At 67.8% G+C, this 19442-nt stretch carries 14 protein-coding genes and 1 riboswitch; of the genes, 6 read left to right on the top strand and 8 right to left on the bottom strand.

Features of this window, described 5'->3' with window-relative positions; all coding sequences use genetic code 11:
• Window positions 1–144 precede the first annotated feature (144 nt).
• Together EPN51_RS10625 and EPN51_RS10620 are read left to right on the top strand one after the other, a co-directional pair.
• A complete protein-coding gene (locus tag EPN51_RS10625; RefSeq protein ID WP_293041753.1) occupies window positions 145–570 on the top strand; it encodes a TIGR03668 family PPOX class F420-dependent oxidoreductase in 426 nt (141 codons plus the stop codon).
• A 153-nt stretch (window positions 571–723) separates the two neighbouring features.
• Window positions 724–2883, top strand: a complete 2160-nt coding sequence (locus tag EPN51_RS10620) for an elongation factor G-like protein EF-G2 (RefSeq protein WP_293041750.1) — start codon at window positions 724–726, stop codon at window positions 2881–2883.
• A 13-nt stretch (window positions 2884–2896) separates the two neighbouring features.
• Here the strand turns inward: EPN51_RS10620 and EPN51_RS10615 are convergent, their stop codons facing one another.
• The gene (locus tag EPN51_RS10615; protein ID WP_293041747.1) at window positions 2897–4492 is read right to left on the bottom strand and encodes a FadD7 family fatty acid--CoA ligase; all 1596 of its coding nucleotides are present in this window, start codon (window positions 4490–4492) and stop codon (window positions 2897–2899) included.
• 241 nt (window positions 4493–4733) lie between these two features.
• Between EPN51_RS10615 and oxc the strand changes: the two genes are divergently transcribed.
• Both oxc and EPN51_RS10605 read left to right on the top strand, forming a co-directional pair.
• Window positions 4734–6491, top strand: coding sequence for an oxalyl-CoA decarboxylase (gene oxc / locus EPN51_RS10610; RefSeq protein WP_293041744.1), 1758 nt, complete (start codon window positions 4734–4736; stop codon window positions 6489–6491).
• 354 nt (window positions 6492–6845) lie between these two features.
• Window positions 6846–7601 carry a L,D-transpeptidase gene (locus EPN51_RS10605; RefSeq protein WP_293041741.1) on the top strand — a complete coding sequence of 252 codons (756 nt, stop codon included), beginning with the start codon at window positions 6846–6848 and terminating at the stop codon, window positions 7599–7601.
• A 179-nt stretch (window positions 7602–7780) separates the two neighbouring features.
• On the opposite strand, the gene EPN51_RS10600 is transcribed toward EPN51_RS10605, so the two are convergent.
• Entirely contained in the window at window positions 7781–8416 is a 636-nt protein-coding gene (locus EPN51_RS10600; RefSeq protein WP_293041738.1) for a hypothetical protein, read from the bottom strand.
• 181 nt (window positions 8417–8597) lie between these two features.
• On the opposite strand from EPN51_RS10600, the gene EPN51_RS10595 reads away from it, so the two are divergent.
• A complete protein-coding gene (locus EPN51_RS10595; protein WP_293041735.1) occupies window positions 8598–9542 on the top strand; it encodes an NADP-dependent oxidoreductase in 945 nt (314 codons plus the stop codon).
• On the opposite strand, the gene EPN51_RS10590 is transcribed toward EPN51_RS10595, so the two are convergent.
• Together EPN51_RS10590 and EPN51_RS10585 are read right to left on the bottom strand one after the other, a co-directional pair.
• A complete protein-coding gene (locus EPN51_RS10590) occupies window positions 9534–11336 on the bottom strand; it encodes an NRAMP family divalent metal transporter (protein ID WP_293042280.1) in 1803 nt (600 codons plus the stop codon). The genes EPN51_RS10595 and EPN51_RS10590 overlap by 9 nt on opposite strands.
• 73 nt (window positions 11337–11409) lie before the next feature.
• Window positions 11410–11625 carry a hypothetical protein gene (locus tag EPN51_RS10585; RefSeq protein WP_293042331.1) on the bottom strand — a complete coding sequence of 72 codons (216 nt, stop codon included), beginning with the start codon at window positions 11623–11625 and terminating at the stop codon, window positions 11410–11412.
• A 249-nt stretch (window positions 11626–11874) separates the two neighbouring features.
• A riboswitch (M-box (ykoK) riboswitch) is annotated at window positions 11875–12100 on the bottom strand.
• Between the two features lie 101 nt (window positions 12101–12201).
• Between EPN51_RS10585 and EPN51_RS10580 the strand changes: the two genes are divergently transcribed.
• The gene (locus EPN51_RS10580; protein WP_293041732.1) at window positions 12202–12861 is read left to right on the top strand and encodes a class I SAM-dependent methyltransferase; all 660 of its coding nucleotides are present in this window, start codon (window positions 12202–12204) and stop codon (window positions 12859–12861) included.
• Window positions 12862–12880: 19 nt separating this feature from the next.
• On the opposite strand, the gene EPN51_RS10575 is transcribed toward EPN51_RS10580, so the two are convergent.
• The 4 genes from EPN51_RS10575 to EPN51_RS10560 all read right to left on the bottom strand — a co-directional run bounded on the left by EPN51_RS10575 (window position 12881) and on the right by EPN51_RS10560 (window position 19429).
• Window positions 12881–14875: an acyltransferase family protein gene (locus EPN51_RS10575; RefSeq protein ID WP_293041729.1), complete on the bottom strand. Its 1995-nt coding sequence runs from the start codon at window positions 14873–14875 to the stop codon at window positions 12881–12883.
• A 234-nt stretch (window positions 14876–15109) separates the two neighbouring features.
• Complete coding sequence (locus EPN51_RS10570) at window positions 15110–16546, bottom strand: aldehyde dehydrogenase family protein (RefSeq protein ID WP_293041726.1); 1437 nt, start codon at window positions 16544–16546, stop codon at window positions 15110–15112.
• 28 nt (window positions 16547–16574) lie between these two features.
• A complete protein-coding gene (locus EPN51_RS10565; protein ID WP_293041723.1) occupies window positions 16575–18287 on the bottom strand; it encodes a thiamine pyrophosphate-binding protein in 1713 nt (570 codons plus the stop codon).
• Between the two features lie 2 nt (window positions 18288–18289).
• A complete protein-coding gene (locus tag EPN51_RS10560; RefSeq protein ID WP_293042277.1) occupies window positions 18290–19429 on the bottom strand; it encodes a CoA transferase in 1140 nt (379 codons plus the stop codon).
• Between the last annotated feature and the right edge of the window lie 13 nt (window positions 19430–19442).

Below are 19442 nucleotides of genomic sequence, written 5' to 3'. Positions count from 1 at the left end.
ACAAACTGTCCCGGCCTCCGGCTCTGGGCGGCACAATTTTGTGTCTATAACCGTAGTGCAGGTAGCTATGTGCGGCACGTCCCAGGTTCTCGCGAGTCCGCCACGCGCACTGCCCGTATCCACCGGGCGCCCTAAGCTGGCGCCGTGGGCGAATTCGACCCCAGGGGCAGGTTCACCGAGTCCCCGGTGGCCCGGCTGGGCACCGTCACGCCGGGCGGACGACCGCACCTGGTGCCGGTGGTTTTCGCGCTCGCCACCGACCCGGGGGGCGGCCAGGACGTCGTGTACACGGCCGTCGACGCGAAACCGAAAACGACGCGGCGGCTGCGCCGGCTGGCCAACATCGACGGCAACCCCCAGGTGAGCCTGCTGGTGGACCACTACGCTGACGATTGGACCCGGTTGTGGTGGGTGCGGGTCGACGGGGTCGCCACCATCCATGCCGACGGCCGGGCCATGGAATCCGGGCGGCTGCTGCTGCGCGCGAAATACCCTCAGTATCAATCGGTTTCGTTGGACGGCCCGGTCATCGCCGTCGCCGTGCACCATTGGTCCAGCTGGCATCACTGATGCGCGGCGCAGCGCGGTCCGTGCGCACGCGGATGACCCGGGCATTCGATCTGGCCCGACGGTCTTGTGGTCGACGGAAGTTGGGTGAATGGTAGCTAGATAGGTGCTGGCTAGGTCAGCGGCGGCGCCCCCCGGGCAACCTGGAGGAAAGTCATGGCGGACAGGACAACTACTTCCCAAGGCGCGGGAAACGCTCCGACCGCCAACGGTCCGGGCGAGATTCGCAACGTGGTTCTGGTGGGTCCGTCGGGGGGCGGCAAAACCACTCTCGTGGAAGCCCTGTTGGTCGCCGCCGGCGTGTTGTCCCGGAGCGGCTCGGTGGCGGACGGCAGCACGGTCTGCGACTACGACGAGGCCGAAATTCGGCAGCAACGGTCGGTGGGCGTCGCCGTGGCGTCCCTGTGGCACGACGGCGTCAAGGTCAACCTGGTCGACACGCCCGGCTACGCCGACTTCGTGGGGGAGCTGCGGGCCGGGTTGCGGGCCGCCGATTGCGCGCTGTTCGTGATCGCGGCCAACGAAGGTGTCGACGAGCCCACCAAATCGCTGTGGCAGGAGTGCAACCAGGTAGGCATGCCCCGCGCGGTGGTGATCACCAAGCTCGACCACACCCGCGCGAACTATCAGGAGGCGCTGGCCGCCGCGCAGAATGCCTTCGGCGACAAGGTCTTACCGCTTTACCTGCCGAACGGCCTGCCCTCCTGCCACGGCTTGATCGGTTTGTTGTCGCAGGCGCGCTACGAATACGCCGACGGCCAGCGAACCGCGCAGGCACCGGACCCGTCCGACGCCGAACAGATCGAGGAAGCGCGCGGCGCGCTGATCGAAGGGATCATCGAGGAGTCCGAGGACGAGTCGCTGATGGAGCGTTATCTGGGCGGTGAGTCCATCGACGAATCCGTCCTCATCGCCGACCTGGAGCGGGCCGTCGCCCGTGGGTCGTTCTTCCCGGTGATCCCGGTCTGCAGCACCACCGGCGTGGGCACCCTGGAATTGCTGGAGGTCGCCACGCGGGGGTTCCCGTCGCCGATGGAACACCCACTGCCGGAAGTCTTTACGCAACTCGGCGCTCCGCACGCCAGCCTGACGGTTGACACCGACGCGCCGTTGCTCGCCGAGGTGGTGAAGACGACGTCGGACCCCTACGTGGGAAGGGTCAGCCTGGTCCGGGTGTTCTCCGGGACCATCAGGCCCGACACGACGATTCATGTGTCGGGCCATTTTGCGTCGTTCTTCGGCACCGCCAACGGCAATGGCCATGCGCATCCCGATCACGACGAGGACGAACGCGTCGGGGTCCTGTCCTTCCCGCTGGGCAAGCAGCAGCGGCCGGCCACGGCCGTGGTGGCCGGTGACATCTGCGCGATCGGCAAGCTGAGCCGCGCCGAGACGGGCGACACCCTCTCGGACAAGTCCGAACCGCTGGTCCTCAAGCCCTGGACCATGCCCGAGCCCCTGCTGCCGGTGGCGATTGCGGCCCACGCCAAGACCGACGAGGACAAGCTGTCGTTGGGACTGGGCCGGTTGGCCGCCGAGGACCCGACACTGCGGATCGAACAGAACTCCGAAACCCACCAGATCGTGCTGTGGTGCATGGGCGAGTCCCACGCCGGTGTGGTCCTCGACGCGCTGGCCAATCGGTACGGCGTCACCGTGGACACCGTTGAGTTGCGCGTCCCGCTGCGAGAAACCTTCGGCGGCAAGGCAAAAGGTCATGGCCGTCACGTCAAGCAATCCGGCGGGCACGGCCAGTACGCGGTGTGCGACATCGAGGTGGAGCCGCTGCCGGAAGGCTCCGGATTCGAGTTCGTCGACAAGGTGGTCGGCGGCGCGGTGCCGCGGCAATTCATTCCCAGCGTGGAGAAAGGTGTGCGCGCCCAGATGGAGAAGGGAGTGCATGCGGGCTACCCGGTGGTCGACATCCGCGTCACCCTGCTCGACGGCAAAGCACACAGCGTGGACTCGTCGGACTTCGCGTTCCAGATGGCCGGCTCGTTGGCGCTACGGGAGGCCGCCGCCGCGACGAAGGTGGCGCTGCTCGAGCCCATCGACGAGATCTCGGTGCTGGTGCCCGACGATTTCGTCGGTGCGGTGATGGGCGATCTGTCCAGCCGGCGCGGCCGAGTCCTCGGGTCCGACACCGCGGGCAACGTACGCACGGTGGTCAAGGCCGAGGTGCCTCAGGTGGAGTTGACGCGCTACGCCATCGACTTGCGCTCGCTGGCGCACGGCGCCGCCTCGTTCACCCGGTCGTTCGCCCGCTACGAGCCCATGCCGGAATCCGCCGCCGCCCGGGTGAACGCCGGCGTGTGAGCGGCCCCGGTTCCTAGGTCCCGCGACCGAACCGTTCGGCGACGGCACGACGGTCCAGCGAGCCTTTGGCGGTGTGCGGCAGCTCCGCCGCCTGCTGAAAGCCGGTCGGCACCTCGAAGGGGGCCAGCCGGTCACGGCAGAACGAAGCCAACTCGTCGGCCGTCGGCGCGGTGGATCCGCGGGGGACGACCACCGCGGCCACCGTCTCGCCGTACAGCTGGTCCGGCCTCCCGAACACGGCCACCTCCAGGACATCGGGGTGGCTGGCCAGCACCGCCTCGACGCGCTCCGGCGAGATCTTCTCCCCGCCCCGGTTGATGAGTTCCTTGATCCGGCCGCGGATGACCAGGTCGCCGGCCGCCGACAAGGTGCCCAAATCGCCGGTGTGCAACCACCCCTGCGTGAAATTGGCGGCGGTGATCGACGGGTCGCCGAGGTAGCCCCGCACCACGGTGGGGCCGTGCAGCCACACCTCGCCGACGGTCTCGGCGGGCAGCGCTTGACCGTCGGGCCCGACGATCCGGATTTCCGGTCCGGTTGACCGACCGACGAGACCCGGTGTGGCATCGGTGTTTTCGCGGTGTCCGGTGCCGTCGACAGCCGTGGTGGCCACCTGGTGGGTCGCCTCGGTCATGCCGAACGCGCAGGCTACCGGGGCCGAGAACGTGTCCTGCAGGGCCTGCGCCGTCTCCGCGGTGAGTGGGGCGCTGCAGCTGCGGATGAAACGCAGGGCGTGGGTGCCGGCCGGCTGCTCGGTTCTGGCGCGTTCCAACAGGATCTGATGGATCGTCGGGACGGCCGTGTACCAGGTGGCCCGGACGGCCTCGATGTCGTCCCAGAACGTGTGCGCCGAGAATCGGCCTCGCGCCGGCAGCAACACCGAACCCCCGGACACCAGGGTGGCCAGCAGCGCGGCGAGCAGACCGTGCCCGTGGTAGAGCGGCATCACCGCGACCGTCGAATCCCGCTCTCCCAAACCGTATCCGGCGATAATGGCCGCGACCGAGCCGGCGATGTTGGCGCGGGTCCAGGGCACCATCTTGGGCACACCGGTGGTACCGCCGGTGAACATGATCATCGCGTCGTCGTCGCGCAGGCCCTGCGGCGTCGAGACGTTGCGCTCGGGTGCGGCGGTGACGTTCAGGCCGACCGCCGGGGCGGCGTCGCCGGGTCCGACGCTCACCGCGATCTCCCACCACGGCACGCCCTGCGATGCTGCCGTGCCGGCATCGTCGAGGCGATCGACGAGCACCGCCCGGGCACCCACCGCCTCGCAGCGGGCGCGCTGCTCGGTCACCGGCAGGGCCGGATCCAGTGGAACCACAACCAAATCCGCTCGCGACGCCGCCAACAGACCGACGACGAATTCGGCATTGCTGCCGGCCCGCAGCGCGACCCGATCGCCCGCCCGCAGGCCACCGGCCGTCAGCTGTGCGGCCAGGTCGTCGACCAGCCGGGTCAAGTCGCGGTAGCTGACCGGTATGCGCTCGGCGGTGAGGACCAGCGCCGAGGCGTGCGGCGACCGGCGGGCCGCCGCCGCGACCAGGTCGGCGATGCGCGGGCTCGCAGCTTCGGTGCCCTCACCGCCGGCTCTCGAATCGGACCTCATCGCCGCGCTCCTTTCCGTTTTCCCGTCACTGCCACCCTGCCGGGCGGCATGCCCGCCGTCCAATACCGATCCATTCACGACCGATAACCGTGAGCTATCGAAAGCTAGTGGTATCGTGCTGACCTGCGACGATAGACCACATCAATCGTCGGATAGCGGCTTCGGCTTGGACACGCGGCGGGCGCCGGGGTCACAGTGATGGCTAAGGCAGTACCGCCCGCATGCATCCGAGGAGTCGCACATGTCCACAGTTCCGGCATCGGGAAGCGCGGCGCAGGAATCGGCCCGCCTGATCGACGGCTGCCACCTCGTGGTGGAGGCGCTCAAGGCCAATGACGTCGAGACCATCTACGGCATCGTCGGCATCCCGATCACCGACCTCGCCCGGGCGGCTCAGGCGTCGGGCATCCGCTACATCGGCTTTCGGCAGGAGGCCTCGGCCGGCAATGCGGCGGGCGCCGCCGGATTCCTCACCCGCCGCCCCGGCATCTGCCTCACGACGTCCGGGCCGGGCTTCCTCAATGCTCTGCCCGCGCTGGCGAACGCCACGACGAACTGCTTCCCGATGCTCCAGATCTCGGGCTCGAGCAATCGGGCGCTGGTGGATCTGCAGCGCGGCGATTACCAGGACCTCGACCAGCTCAACGCCGCAAGGCCGTTCGCGAAGGCGGCCTACCGGATCAACCGGATCGAGGACATCGGGCGCGGCGTCGCGCGCGCGATTCGCACCGCGGTCTCCGGGCGCCCCGGTGGTGTCTACCTGGACATCCCCGGCGAAGTCTTGGGCCAGGTCATGGAGGCCTCGGCCGCTGCCGGCACCGTTTGGCGGGTCGTCGACCCCGCGCCCCGCCAGCTGCCGGCACCGGACGCCGTCGATCGTGCGCTGGGCGTGCTGGCCCAGGCCCGGCGACCGTTGATCGTGCTCGGTAAGGGCGCGGCGTATGCCCAGGCGGACAACGTGATTCGGCAATTCGTCGAGACCACCGGAATTCCGTTCCTGCCGATGTCCATGGCCAAGGGGTTGCTGCCGGATTCCCACCCGCAGTCCGCCGCGACCGCACGCTCGCTGGCGATCGCGCGCGCGGACGCCGTCCTGCTGGTCGGCGCCCGGCTGAATTGGCTTCTGGGTCATGGGGAGTCACCGCAATGGTCCGGCGACACGAAGTTCGTGCAGGTTGATATCGCGCCGTCCGAGTTCGACAGCAACCAGCGGACCGCCGCGCCGCTGGTCGGCGACATCGGCTCGGTGATGTCCGCGCTGTGTGACGCCGTGAGCGCCCATCCGATCGCCGCGCGAACTGAATGGACCGGTGAACTGGCCGACCGCAAAGCACGCAACGACGCCAAGATGCGCGAGCGCCTGGCCGAAGATCCGCACCCGATGCGGTTTTACAACGCCCTCGGCGCGATTCACGCTGTGCTGCAGGACAATCGCGACGTCTATGTCGTCAACGAGGGCGCCAATGCGCTCGACCTGGCCCGCAACGTCATCGACATGGAGGTGCCGCGGCACCGGCTCGACGCCGGAACCTGGGGCGTCATGGGGATCGGCATGGGCTATGCCATCGCGGCGGCGGTCGAGACCGGCAGACCGGTCGTCGCGATCGAGGGTGACAGCGCATTCGGCTTCAGCGGAATGGAGATCGAGACCATCTGCCGCTACCGGTTGCCGGTGACCGTCGTCGTTCTCAACAACGGCGGCGTCTACCGCGGTGACGAGACATCGGGCGGCACGGCCGCAAACCCGTCAGATCCCGCCCCCACCGTGCTGAACGCCCGGGCCCGCCACGAGCTGATCGCGGCGGCGTTCGGCGGCAAGGGATATCACGTCGCCACACCCGGCGAGTTACGCGCGGCCCTGGCCGAGGCGATCGACTCGGGGGTGCCGTCGATCATCGACTGCGAGCTCGATCCGGCCGCCGGGGTGGAAAGCGGACACCTGGCCAACCTGAACCCGGCGAGCGCGGCCACTGGAGCCACAGTCAGCGGCGGCGGGTGACGCCCAAGAGTTGCGCGTCGAAAAATTCGTTCAGCGCCAGTCCCCGCGCGAAGTTGGGCACCGTCATTCCGGGGGCCGGGGATTCGCCGGCGCGCGAGGGCCAATCGGAGGGTTTCGGCCGCGAAACCCACGGTATCGGTGCCGCTTTCACGCGAGTGCCGCTCACGCGTGGCGCCCTAGGGGGCTTCTCGACTCGCCGCCCGTTTCCGCCCCTGGCCCAATTGAGCTCAATCGGTATTCGGATCGTGACCGTGGCGAGCGCACCGAGCTGTCATTGTTTGCTGAAAACGGCGATTCGTGGGTAACCCGTAGAATATCCGTGTGTTGATCGCACCATCTCGAAGGGTGGACGCTATGCGTCGAGGTGTTCGTTATCTATTTGTTATGGTCGCGATCACGGTCATGGGCCTGGTGGGAACGGCGGCCCCCGGTATCGCGGCCGTGCCGGTACCGCAATCCACTCCCGGGGTTGCCTCGATTTTGCCCGCTGACGGCGCCGTGGTGGGTGTGGCCCACCCCGTCGTGGTGACCTTCACCGCACCGGTGGCCGATCGCGCCGCCGCCGAGCGATCGATCCGCGTGACGTCGCCGAGCGGTACGCCGGGCCACTTCGAGTGGGTTCAGAACACTGTCGTGCAGTGGGTCCCCAACCAGTATTGGCCCGCACACTCCCACGTCTCGGTGGGCGTGCAGGCCCTGACGACGGGCTTCGACACCGGCGATGCGCTCCTCGGTGTTGCCAGCATCTCCAAACACACCTTCACCGTCAGCAAGGACGGGGAGGTGCTGCGCACCATGCCCGCGTCGATGGGCAAGCCCAGCAGGCCCACCCCGATGGGCAGCTTCACCGCGCTGGAAAAGCAGCGCTCGGTCGTGATGGATTCGCGCACCATCGGAATTCCGCTCAGCTCCCCCGAGGGGTACAAGATCACCGCCCAGTACGCCGTTCGCGTCACCTGGAGCGGCGTCTACGTGCACTCGGCTCCGTGGTCGGTTGATTCCCAGGGCTACTCCAACGTCAGCCACGGGTGCATCAACCTCAGCCCCGACAACGCCGGGTGGTATTTCAACCAGGTCAACGTCGGCGATCCCATCCAGGTCGTGGCCTGACCGTCACCCGCGGATCCCCGGCGCGTCCCGGGCTCACCGGCCCCCACCGATGTCTTCCGCCGCGCGGTGCGGACGGCGAAAATCGGTGCGGACCAGGACATTCCGCATCTGACGTCGGCCCTGTCGACAAGTACGTCGCGGACCTCCGCTTGCTGGGCCTGGTGTAGCCCCGTGCTGCCCTAGCCGGGCAGCCCGCGCTTGATCGCGGCATCTTGCTTACGCCCGATATCGAGGGCCACGGCCGGATCGAACGGGTCGTTGGGTGCGCTGTCGAATTCCAGGGTGACGAACGCCTTGCCCTCGGTGAACAGCAGGACCGTCATTGCCTGGGAGTTGTCGGGCGACGCGCCCGACACCATTGCCCCGTTGGCGCCGACGGCAAGCTGTTGCCAGTTACCGACCACCTTGCCCGCGTAATCGCGTTTGCTGCCGACCAGTTCGGCTGCGGCCGCCGACGGATCGGCGGCAACCACGATGGTGTCCCACAGGCGGCGGCTGCTGTCGGCATTGGCGAAAAGCTGCGCGACCCCCGGCGCGTTGTTGGGGTTGAGCATCGGTGACTGGGGCGCGGTGAGACCCCCGCCGACGTCGCTCGGCTTGATCAGTAAATAGCCGTAATCGGCAGGCTGCCGCGGCGGCGGCCCGGTGACCGCGCTCGAGCTGGCCGGGAGAGCGGCCGAACTCGACGCCGTCGCCGCCGGCGGCGGCGAGGCCTTGTCGGCGCTGCCGCAACCGGCGCTCGCGGCGCCGACCGCGATGACCGCGGCCAAGCGCAGCAAGGCCCGGCCGGCGATGCCGGTCCGAGGAACCTTCACGCACGTTCCTTCCACACGTCATCCGTGTCCAGTTGCGCTAGGCCCCCGACGCCGCCCCCGAATTGCGGGTGGAAACCCGGCAGCTGTTACGAACATAAGCCCAACGGGCCGCCGGTGGGTAGCTCTTTGCGTGCCTATGCTGGCGTGGGTGGGAGCATCATCGCGCGGTGAGGAGATCGGGATGACGGCTGCAGGAGCGCGCGCCGTACGGTTCGACCGCTACGGAGGCCGTGAGGTGTTGTATGTGGCGGACATCGATATGCCCACGGCCGGCCCGGGTGAGGTGGTCGTCGAAGTTCGCGCGGCCGGGATCAACCCCGGCGAGGCCGGCATCCGGGTCGGGGCGATGCACGAGATGTTCCCCGCCACCTTTCCCTCCGGCGAGGGCAGCGACCTCGCCGGCGTCGTGACCGCGGTGGCGCCAGGAGTCACCGAGTTTTCGGTCGGTGACGAGGTGTTGGGATTCAGTTTGCGCCGGTCCAGCCACGCGACCCACACCGCCGTTCCGGTGGGCCAATTGATCCGCAAGCCCGCCCAACTCAGTTGGGAGACAGCGGGTTCGCTCTACGTGGTCGGTGTGACGGCGTACGCGGCCGTCCGCGCGGTAGCCCCCCAACCGGGTCAGACGGTCGCCGTGTCCGCGGCCGCCGGCGGCGTGGGCAGTCTGGTCGTCCAGCTGCTGGTACTACGCGAGGCGCGCGTACTCGGCATCGCAGGCGCCGGGAACGCCGACTGGCTGCGCGCGCACGGCGTCATCCCGATCGCCTACGGTGACGGGCTCACCGGGCGGCTGCGCGACGCGGCGCCGGACGGAATCGACGCGTTCATCGACCTGTTCGGCGCGGACTACGTCCAGCTCGCCGTCGACCTCGGCGTGGCGCCCGAGCGGATCGACACCATCATCGCCTTTCAGAAGGCCGGCGAGGTGGGTGCCAAGACCGAGGGCAGCATGGACGCCTCGACACCGGAAGTGCTCTCCGAGATGGCCGGCCTGATCGTTTCGGGCGCCATCGAATTCGACGTCGCCGCAACCTATCCACTGGACCGGGTCGCCGACGCCTTCGCCGAACTCGAACAACGACACACCCACGGGAAAATCGTTCTGCTGCCTACCGACTCACAGTGACGCGACCGGCCCGACGATACCGGCCTGCACGATCTTGAGGACGACGAAGGCAACGGCAACCACGAGATAGCCCCGCAGGGTGAGCAAGCCCGCCCTGCGCATCGAGGACATCGCGGGCCGGTCGAGCAGCGCCAGGTTGGGGGTTTGCCAGCTGGCCCGATCCTGCCGGCGCACGGCCCGCCGCTCGGCACGCGTGAGCGATGCGGCGTCGTCCAGTTCGTCGACCTGCTCCGGGTCCAGACCGCCTCCGAGGGTGCGCACGATGGCTTCCGCGTCGGCCAGGCCGCGTTGCCGCCGGCCGACGATGATCATCACCGCACCACCGACGATGCCGACCACGGCACCGGCGCCGAGCCCGGTCTCGATGGTGGCCGTGGACAGATCGGGGAAGAAGGTCGTCGCCGTCAATGCCAGGGACAACAGCACCAGACCCCAGACGATGGTCCACGCAATGATGTTCTGCCGCACCGTGTTCACCCACGGCCCCAGCACCGCGCGGTCATTGCACAGCAACACCAGAAAGACGGTCGCCGACGGAAGCAGCACGCCGGCGAGCGCCTGCACACCTTGGGTCACCAGGCCCAGGACGTGGTCGGGGCTGAAGGAGACCGCCGCCGAAACCGCAAGCAGCACCGCGTAGCCGCCGTAGAACAGCGGGGCCTCGTTGACCTTCCAATGCAATGAGTGCCGCTTGCCCATGGCGTCACCGACGGCATAGGTGGTGGCCAGGCCGACGGCGTTCGCGCCGATCAGCGATGCGTCCAGCAGGATGATCGCAAACAGCACCCCCACGGTGCCCCCCAGATGCCTGGACAACCCCGCGGCGACCGAGCCGGCGTCGGTGAAGTGACCGGCCTCGGCGGTACCCGACAATCCGAACGCCGTCACCGCCATCAGCGCCGTCGCCCCGACCATGACCACGACGATTCCGATCACCAAATCGGCTCGCCCGTAAGGGATCCAGCGCGCGGTGATGCGCTTGTCCACCACGTTGGACTGCTGGAAGAACAGCTGCCACGGCGCGACCGTGGTTCCCACGATCGCGACCACCAGCAGCAGCACGGTCGAGTTCAGCCCACCGGGGAATTGCGGGATCAGCCCGGCCGCGGTCGCTTTCGGGGCCGGACGCACCAGCAGCACCATCGGGATTATCAGCACGTTCACCGCGATCAGCAGGAACATCAACCGCTCCCATCGGCGAAACGACCCCCCGGCCACGACGGCGAACAGCAGCACCGCGGCGGCCGGGACGGCGACGATCTTCGGGCAGCCCAAGAAACCGAGAGCCAGTGACACACCGATGAATTCGGTGACGATCGTCAAGGCGTTCAGGATCAACAGATCACCGACGCTGAAGGCGCCCCAGAATTTGCCGAACCGTTCGAATATCAAGCGTGCGTGACCCACCCGGGCGACCGCGCCCAGCCGCAGCACCATTTCCTGGTTCACATACAGCACCGGAATCATCAACGCCAGCGTCCACAGCAGGCCCATCCCGTAGTCCTGGCCGGCCTGTGCGTAGGTTGCGACGCCGCCGGCGTCGTTGTCGCCGACCATGACGATCAGGCCGGGACCGCTGATGACGGCCAATGTCTTCAGCCGCCGCCAGCGGCCACTGGACGCCCCGCCGGTGCCGTCGCGCCGGATCCGGCCGAACGCGCCGACGATGTCGCCGACGTGCGCGGTGTCCAGCACCGTTGGCCCCTGCGCGTCGACGGGCGGGCGTTGCGCGGCGGTGGCCGTGCGGCCGAAGACCGGGCTGCGACGGCCCCCGTGGGTGTGGATCGACGTCATCTGATCCTCGCTGTCTCGAATGGTTCTCACCTCGCGGAGAGGAGATGCGGTTGCACGCGATACGCGGAACAGGTCACCAGCGGTTGTCGGGGCGGCGCGACGCGTGCCCGCCCAGCGAGGCTGTGACCACCGCGATCGGCATCCGCGAGACGTACAGGTTGGCCCGCTCCTGCGGGGTCAGGTTGGCCCGCAGGTGCAACTTGTCGGCCAGCAATCGGCCCGCGCGCAGCATGGACCGCCCGCGCCCCTTCGAAACAGCGGAAAAACGGTGCGTAACAACAAAAGCCATGATCTTCTCCTGCCAGAAGCCCGATCGGCATCGACATAATCCGTGCGGTATGTGAGCCGCTCAGGACCAGAAGCGAGGTCAGGCGGCGGCAGGAATGCCGGAGCCGGATCGGGACAAAACGAAATTCGGATACGGACTATCGCCGGGACTCATCTCGCCCTCACCTCCTCACAGCCAGGACACACGCGGGTGTCACCACATTCACCTGAACGGAAGAGGCAGGAATGACCGACAGCATAAAGACCGCCGGTCGCACCCCTCTCGTCGGAGCTTCGGCACTGCACGGCGTATCCGGACATAACCGATGGTCGCGACCCGCTGCGCGGCTTCGCCGCGCTTGTGATCGCTCCTCGTCCAGAAGCCACTTGGGCTCAACCCTTGGGTCCGGGAAGAGCTGTCCTGACCCGGGGCGTCTCTCGACGTTCGGGGTCAGTGGCCTGTATCCATGCAGACGCCTCACCTACCGAGGTGCTTGCGGAGTCCATAGTGACACCGCGGCCCGGGCTCGTCAAACTCATTGACGCCCAGCGTGGCGCCGCCGCCGGTCTCCCAGGCTCCACACCTAGGCTCGCCGTCATGACCACAACGTTGCAGGATCCCAGGGTCGCATCGACGCTCGACCGCATGTATGCCGAGTCGAAGAACCAGATGCCGCTGTTGCGCGAGCGGCGTGGCACATTCGATCAGCCGATGACCGCCCGGGAGCGGGCCGAGGCGATGAGCGAGTTCTACATCCCGGTCACGCCCGAAGCCGGCCGCCTGCTGTATTCACTGGTACGCGCCACCCGCCCGGCGACCGTCGTCGAATTCGGGATGTCATTCGGCATTTCCGCCGTTCACCTGGCCGCCGCGGTGCGCGACAACGGGAGCGGCCGGGTGGTGACCACCGAGCTCAGCGCCACCAAGATCGCCGCGGCCAAACAGACGTTCGCCGAGACCGGCCTGGGTGACGTGATCACCATCCTCGACGGGGACGCGCTGTCCACGCTGGCGGAGTTGGACGGGCCGGTCGACTTCGTCTTGCTCGACGGCTGGAAGGATCTGTATCTATCGGTGATCGAGCTGCTCGAACCGCGGCTCTCACCGGGTGTACTGGTCGTGGCCGACAACACCAATTCGGCCGACACCCAGCCCTATCTCGACCGGGTTCGCAATCCGGACAACGGCTATGTCAGCTTCAACTTCCACGTTCGCGACAGCGACAGCATGGAAATCAGCTGCCGCACAAGCAATTAGGAGAATTACCTCAGCAGAGCTACCTCAGCGACTCCTCGAGCCACGGTGTCAGCCACTTCACCCCTTCCGGGGTCAGGTGCACACCGTCGCTGCGCACCTTGATGCCGTCGACCTTGGCGGTATAGACGCCGTCGGGGCACAGCTTCTTGTTCAGGTCGAGGATCGTGACGCCTCGATGGTGGTCAACCGTCTTGCGCAACATGGTGTTCCACAGATTGACTCGATCCGGCTGGTCCTCCGGATACAACCGGCCGTCCGGCTTTTCACCGCCCCGGCTGTAGGGCACGGTGGCGACCACCACTCGGACACCGGTGGAACCCGCGATGGTCAGCGCCCGCTCCAGCTCGCCGTTGAGGTAGGCGTCGAAGGTCGGGTCGCCGATATGGGTCCACTGGCCCTCGTTGACGCGATCCACCGTTTCCCAGCGGCCGATGATCAACAGGGCGACATCCGGCTGGTCCTGGCTGATCTGCGACGACCACCGGATCGGCCAGCCGTCGCATTCGGACCTTTGCTCGAGGGTTTGGCCGACATAGCGGTACGGCGTGCCACGCACCAGGCTGCATCCGATGACGGTGTGGTCGAGGAACGCGAACCCCGGTGTCGGCGGAAGGTAGTGCATCCACGTCCACCCGATCGAATCGCCGAACACCGAGACGGTGAATGGCCGATGGGGATCCCGCGGCCGGGTTTCGCCCGGTGGTGACGGCGAGACCGCCGCGACCGCCGAGACGCCCGGTGGCAAACCCACCTCACGCAGCCCCGGGCCGGTACCCACCGGAACCACCAACAACGTCACCGCCGCGGCGCTGGCCACGGTCGCGGCCGCCAACGGCAGTAACGGCACCCGAGCGGGGCGCCAGCGCCGGATGGGCTGCTCGAGCACCCAATACGACGCGGCGGCGACCACCACCGTGGCGGTACACCGCGCGGCGAACAACGGCAGCCCTGCCCACCCTGTCCGTTCGCCGTTGAGCGCCAAGAAGATTGGCCAGTGCCACAGGTAGACGCCGTAGGAGATGGTCCCGAGCCACACCAGCGGCGGCAACGCGAGCACGCGTGCGACGGCGCCGCGCTGCTCCAACGCGACCGGGGCGATGACGACCACGGCCGCGATCGCGACTCCGATCAGCAAGCCGTGACGAAATTCGCCGCTGGCACCGGTCGCGAAGTGGGTCGCCGCCGCCAACCCCACCAAACCCAACAGCGGCAGAATCCGGGCGGCGCGACGCCCCCACCGAGTGCGGATCATGCACCAGCCGCGGTTCATCGACGGCCAATCCCGCACCAGCAGTGCCGCGGCCGCCGCGCCGACCAGTAGCGCCTGCGCGCGGGTGTCGGTGCCGAAATAGATCCGGTCACGGGTGCCGTCGGACGCCATCACGATGGCGACCGCCGCGGACACCAACGCCCCCACGGTGGCGATGACGAACATAGCGAAGCGCACACCGCCGATGGTGGCCCGGGTGAAACGGCGCCTCGCGCGTGCGGCCAGTAGCAGGGTGACCACGATCAGCAGCAGCGGCCACACGAAGTAGTACTGCTCCTCCACCCCGAGCGACCAGGTGTGCTGCAGCGGCGACGGCGGAGCGCCCTGGGTGAAATAGTCGGTTTTCTGGGCGACGAACCGCCAGTTCGCCATCCACACGAACGCCGCGATGGCGTCGTCGCGCAGGCCGGCGAGCGACCGTTCGGGGAGCAGCTGGCGCGCCGCGGCCACGGTGAGCACCATCAGCACCAACGCCGGCAGCAGCCGCCGCGCGCGCCGGATCCAGAAGCCGGTGAGCTCGATGCGGCCGGTGCGGCTCAGCTCGTCCAGCAGCAACGAGGTGATCAGGAATCCGCTGAGAACGAAGAAGACGTCGACGCCGATGAATCCGCCGCTGACACCGGGAATGCCGCCGTGCCCGATGAGCACCAGTGCGACCGCGATCGCGCGCAGGCCGTCGAGCGCCGGGATCCCGCTGCGCCGCTCCGGCCGGTCCCAGACCGCCAGCCGGCCAACCCTGCGCACGGGGGCGACCCACCGGGGCCGAGTACGACGAGCCGGTGCGGGGTGAGACCCGCCCGGCTCGGTGCTCGCTGTCAGCGCGCCGTGACTACCATCCCGCCCGGCGCCATGGTTGATGCCGATACGTCGTTGCCCCTCCTCGTGAACGCAGCCAGCTTAAGGGCGGACGCGCGGGATTCGGTGCAGGACACGCAACCGGTTTTCCGCTGTGGTGCGTTCGGATTTCGGGCGCAAGCGCTATTGGCCGGCCTGGTCAGGCGCGTAGCCGAGGGTGCTCTTGACCTCCAGGTACTCGTGGAAACCGAACTCGCTCCATTCACGGCCATTGCCGCTGCGCTTGTAGCCACCGAACGGCGAGTTCAGGTCGAAGGCGTGGTTGATCGTCACCCACCCCGCGCGGATCCTGCGGGCGATCTCCCGCGCCTTGTCGAGGTCGGCTCCCGAGACGAAGCCGGCGAGGCCGTATTCGGTGTCATTGGCGATCTCGACGGCTTGGCCGATGTCGTCATAGCCGAGGATGCACAGCACCGGGCCGAAGATCTCCTCCCGCGCGATCGTCATGTCGTTGGTGACATGCGCGAAGACGGTCGGCTTGACGTAATACCCCTTGTCCAGCCCCGCCGGGCGGCCCGGACCTCCCGCGATCACGGTCGCGCCCTCGTCGATACCCTTCTGGATCAGGCGCTGCACCTTGTCGAACTGCGCCTTCGACGCCACCGGCCCGATCGCCGTCGCATCGTCGGGGCTGCCCACCTGGATTCGCTCCGCTGCCTCGCGCGCGATCGTAATGGCCTCGGCCATGCGTGAATTCGGTACCAGCATGCGTGACGGTGCGTTACAACTCTGCCCGGAGTTGGGCATCATGTTGGCCACGCCGGCGCTAACACCGTCGGCAAAGCCGCCGTCGTCGAGGACGATGTTGGGGCTCTTGCCGCCGAGCTCTTGGGTCACTCGCTTCACCGTCGGGGCGGCATTCTTGGCCACCTCGATACCGGCGCGGGTGGAGCCGGTGAACGACACCAGGTCGATGTCGGGGTGGCTCGCCAGGGCCACACCGACGCCCGCCCCGTCACCATTGACCAGGTTGAACACGCCCGCCGGCACGCCCGCGGCGGCCAGGATCTCGGCGAAGATGTAGGGCGAATACGGGGCGATCTCAGACGGTTTCAGGACGACGGTGCAGCCGGTCGCCAACGCCGGGTACACCTTGACCGCGACCTGGTTGATCGGCCAGTTCCAGGGCGTGATCAGGCCGCAGACACCGATCGGCTCCTTGGCGATCAGCGTCGCCCCGTGTTGCTCTTCGAAGCTGAAGTTCTTGAGCACGTCGATGGCCGTGGTGAGGTGACCGATGCCGAGGAAGACCTGCGGACCCGCGGCCAGCGAGGGCGGCGCGCCGATTTCCTCGGTGACCGCCTCGGCCAGATCGCCCGCGCGCTTCTGGTATTCGGCGAGGATGGCCTGCAACAGGTCCAGGCGCTGTTCGCGGCTGCTCTGCGACCAGCTGGCGAAGGCTCGCCGGGCGGCTTTGACCGCCACGTCGACATCGGCCGCCGACCCCAGCGAGATCTTCCCGGAAACCTGCTCGGTCGCCGGGTTTTCCACGTCGAAAGGATTGGGCCGCACCGGGTCGACCCACTGTCCGTCGATGTAGAACTTCAGGTATTCGCGCATAGCTTGCACTCTTCCTTAATCGCGGCGCTTACTGGGTGCCTTCTGCATACCAGGTGCGGAATCGGTCGTACTTGGGCATTTCCTCGGAGTTGGCCTTCGGGTCGATGCACACGTGCACCACACCGACTTTGCCGCTGGCGTAGGCGCGGGCGATGGCCGGTCCGATCTCCTCTTCCTTCTCGACGAACTCACCGTGGCAGCCGAAGCCCTCCGCGACCTTGTCGAGGCGGACGTCCTTGCTCCAGTGCACGCCGGGCTGCGGTGACGGCTGGGAGAAAGTGCGCTTGTAGACGCCCACCTCGAGGCCCCACTGGTGGTCCACGCCCACCACGCACACCAGCGGAAGATTCTGCCGCGCAGCCGTTTCCAGCTCAGCGATGTGGAAGAGGAACGCCGAGTCGCTGGTCAGCAGCATCACCGGGCGCTTGCCGCCCTCGGCGACCGACGCGCCGACCGCATACGGCAGGCCGGTGCCGAGGTGCCCGAAATTCTGGTTCCAGATCACGTCGCGCGGCTTGGACTGCGAATAGGTCCACTGAAAGATGACGGTCGCCCCACCGTCGCGCACCATGATGGCGTCCTCGAGTTCGTTGAACGCCTTGGTGGCCTCGACGACATAGCGCGCCGGGTGAATCGGCGAGCGTCCCGACGGCGCATTCTCGGCGAGCTGCGCGAGTTCCTCGGCGTCGGCCTTGACCAACTTCTCGAGGTTGGGCGACGGGGTGCGCGGCGTTTCCCGGAGCGCGTCGACGAGCTGCGGCACGACGCCGCGCAGATCGCCCACCAGTGGCACGTCGAACTGGCGGTTGACGCCGACGGCGGCCGGGTCCTGCTCGACGTACACCCACTTGCGGTTCGCATCGTTGCCCGCCCAATGCTGGGTCCGGCCGTAGTGCATGGGCTCACCGAGTTCGGTTCCCAGCGCGACGCACAGATCGGATTCCTCGACTGCCTCGTTGGCGGCCGGGGAGAACAGGTAGGGGAATGTCCGCTCCTGCAGACCCGGGATGTACGACGTACCCCCGGAGGTCTGGATCACCGGGCAGGCCATCAAGTCGGCGAGCTCCTTCACCGCAGGACCGGTGCGCGACGTGTGCACGCCGTGGCCCACCAACAGGATCGGGCTTTTCGCTTCGCGAATCAGCTGCGCGGCCTCGGCGACCTCGGGGGCGCCCGCTCCCTGGTTGACCAGGCGATACCGATGGGGCGGCAGCGGATCCGGGACGTCGAGCTCCTCGAGGATGACGTGCGACGGGTACTCGATGTAGGCCGGGCCGGGGGTGCCGGACATGGCCCGGCGGATCGCCTCGTGGATGATCTCGTCGGTCTGGTCGGCGTACTCGATGGACGCGCTGTACTTGACGGACGGCGCGAAAAGCGGTTCCTGGCGGACGAATTGGATGCGTCCGCGCCTCACCCGGCGCTCGGTGATGCGGGCGCGCTGGCCGCCGAGGAAGATCACCGGCGAGTTCTCCACCAGCGCGCACTGGATCGCCCCGGCGATGTTGGCCATGCCCGGGCCGAGCGTGCCGATGCACAGGCCGGGCTTGCCCGTCATCCGCGACGCCGCCTCGGCCATGAATCCCGCGCTCAGTTCGTGATGCGGTGCGACCACCGACCACCCGCGGGCGTCGGCCTCGGCGAACATGTGCACGAAGTTCGGATCCGGGATGCCGAAGATCGTGTTCACGCCCTCGGCCTCGAACAGGTCGAGGATGCGTTTGTAGACGGGCACGGCCATGGTCAAAGTTCCTTTCCCTCGCGAGCGCCGATTTCGGCGAGTACTTCTTCGGTGTGGGCGCCGAGCTCGGGCGCCGGCCCCGCGACACGACCCGGTGTCTGCGAGAACCACGTGGGCACGCCCGGGAAGCGCACCGGCCCGTGCGGGGTGTCCACCGTCTCGAACATGCCGACGGCTTTCAGATGCGGGTCGTCGAACAGCGCGCCGGGCGAATTCAGTGGCGCGGCCGGTATCTCGAGTTCGCGCAGCAGCGTCAGCCACTCCGCGGTGGAACGCTCTTTCATCGTCTCGGCCACCAGCCCGTAGACCGTGTCGATCTCGCTGGCGCGCTGTTCCAGCGTCGAATACAGCTCGCTGGCCCACGGTGGCTGCACGGCGTTCATGAACGCGTTCCAGTGCTTGTCGTTGTAGATCAGCGCGGCGATGTAGCCGTCGCTGGTGCGGTACGGCCGGCGGTTGGGCGCCACCGTGCGCGGATACACGGCCGGCCCCAGCGGGGGGTCGAACAGGGCGCCGTTGGCGTGTTCGACGAGCATGAACGAGGCCATGGTTTCGAACATGGCGACCTCGACCTCTTGCCCTTCTCCGGTGCGCTCGCGGTGAAACAACGCCATCATCGTCGCGTAGAGGGCCGTGAGGCCGGCGATCTTGTCGGCCATGATGGTGCCGACGTAATCGGCCTCGCCGGTCAATTGCTGTTGCACCGCCGGCAGGCCGCATTCGGCCTGGATCGTATCGTCGTAGGCGGGCCGATCACGGTCGGGTCCGCGCCGCCCGTACCCGTAGCAATTGGTGTAGACGATCGCGGGGTTGATCGCGGCGGCGTCGTCGTAGCCGAAGCCGAGCTTGGTGATCGCCTTGGCGCGCATCGAGTGGATGAACACGTCGGCGGTCTCGACCAGAGCGCGTAACGCACGCGTTCCGGCGTCGGTTCGCAGGTCCAGCACGATGGACCGCTTGCCCCGATTGACGTTGACGAATACCCCGCTCATGCCCGGCGCCGGACCCACGGAGATGTAGCGGGTGTTATCCCCTTGTGGTGGTTCGACTTTGATCACGTCGGCGCCCATGTCGGCCATGATCTGCGTGCAGTAGGGCCCCATCACCATCGCGGTCAGATCGATCACGCGCACACCGGCCATCGGGCCCGTCGGG

Origin of the sequence: Mycobacterium sp. (genome assembly GCF_004298145.1) — a bacterium.
In the GTDB taxonomy this organism is placed as follows: domain Bacteria; phylum Actinomycetota; class Actinomycetes; order Mycobacteriales; family Mycobacteriaceae; genus Mycobacterium.
The sequence above is the reverse complement of the archived record's forward strand: the minus strand, read 5'-3'. Positions and strand labels throughout refer to the sequence as shown.

What these genes read in the sequence shown, in the direction of transcription:
- EPN51_RS10585 (WP_293042331.1), bottom strand. Translation starts at nt 11,625, where the DNA reads ATGGCTTTTGTTGTTACGCACCGTTTTTCCGCTGTTTCGAAGGGGCGC.
- EPN51_RS10565 (WP_293041723.1), bottom strand. Translation starts at nt 18,287, where the DNA reads ATGGCCGTGCCCGTCTACAAACGCATCCTCGACCTGTTCGAGGCCGAG.
- EPN51_RS10560 (WP_293042277.1), bottom strand. Translation starts at nt 19,429, where the DNA reads ATGGCCGGTGTGCGCGTGATCGATCTGACCGCGATGGTGATGGGGCCC.
- EPN51_RS10605 (WP_293041741.1), top strand. Translation starts at nt 6,846, where the DNA reads ATGCGTCGAGGTGTTCGTTATCTATTTGTTATGGTCGCGATCACGGTC.
- EPN51_RS10595 (WP_293041735.1), top strand. Translation starts at nt 8,598, where the DNA reads ATGACGGCTGCAGGAGCGCGCGCCGTACGGTTCGACCGCTACGGAGGC.
- EPN51_RS10570 (WP_293041726.1), bottom strand. Translation starts at nt 16,546, where the DNA reads ATGCGCGAATACCTGAAGTTCTACATCGACGGACAGTGGGTCGACCCG.
- EPN51_RS10620 (WP_293041750.1), top strand. Translation starts at nt 724, where the DNA reads ATGGCGGACAGGACAACTACTTCCCAAGGCGCGGGAAACGCTCCGACC.
- EPN51_RS10615 (WP_293041747.1), bottom strand. Translation starts at nt 4,492, where the DNA reads ATGAGGTCCGATTCGAGAGCCGGCGGTGAGGGCACCGAAGCTGCGAGC.
- EPN51_RS10590 (WP_293042280.1), bottom strand. Translation starts at nt 11,336, where the DNA reads ATGACGTCGATCCACACCCACGGGGGCCGTCGCAGCCCGGTCTTCGGC.
- EPN51_RS10580 (WP_293041732.1), top strand. Translation starts at nt 12,202, where the DNA reads ATGACCACAACGTTGCAGGATCCCAGGGTCGCATCGACGCTCGACCGC.
- oxc (WP_293041744.1), top strand. Translation starts at nt 4,734, where the DNA reads ATGTCCACAGTTCCGGCATCGGGAAGCGCGGCGCAGGAATCGGCCCGC.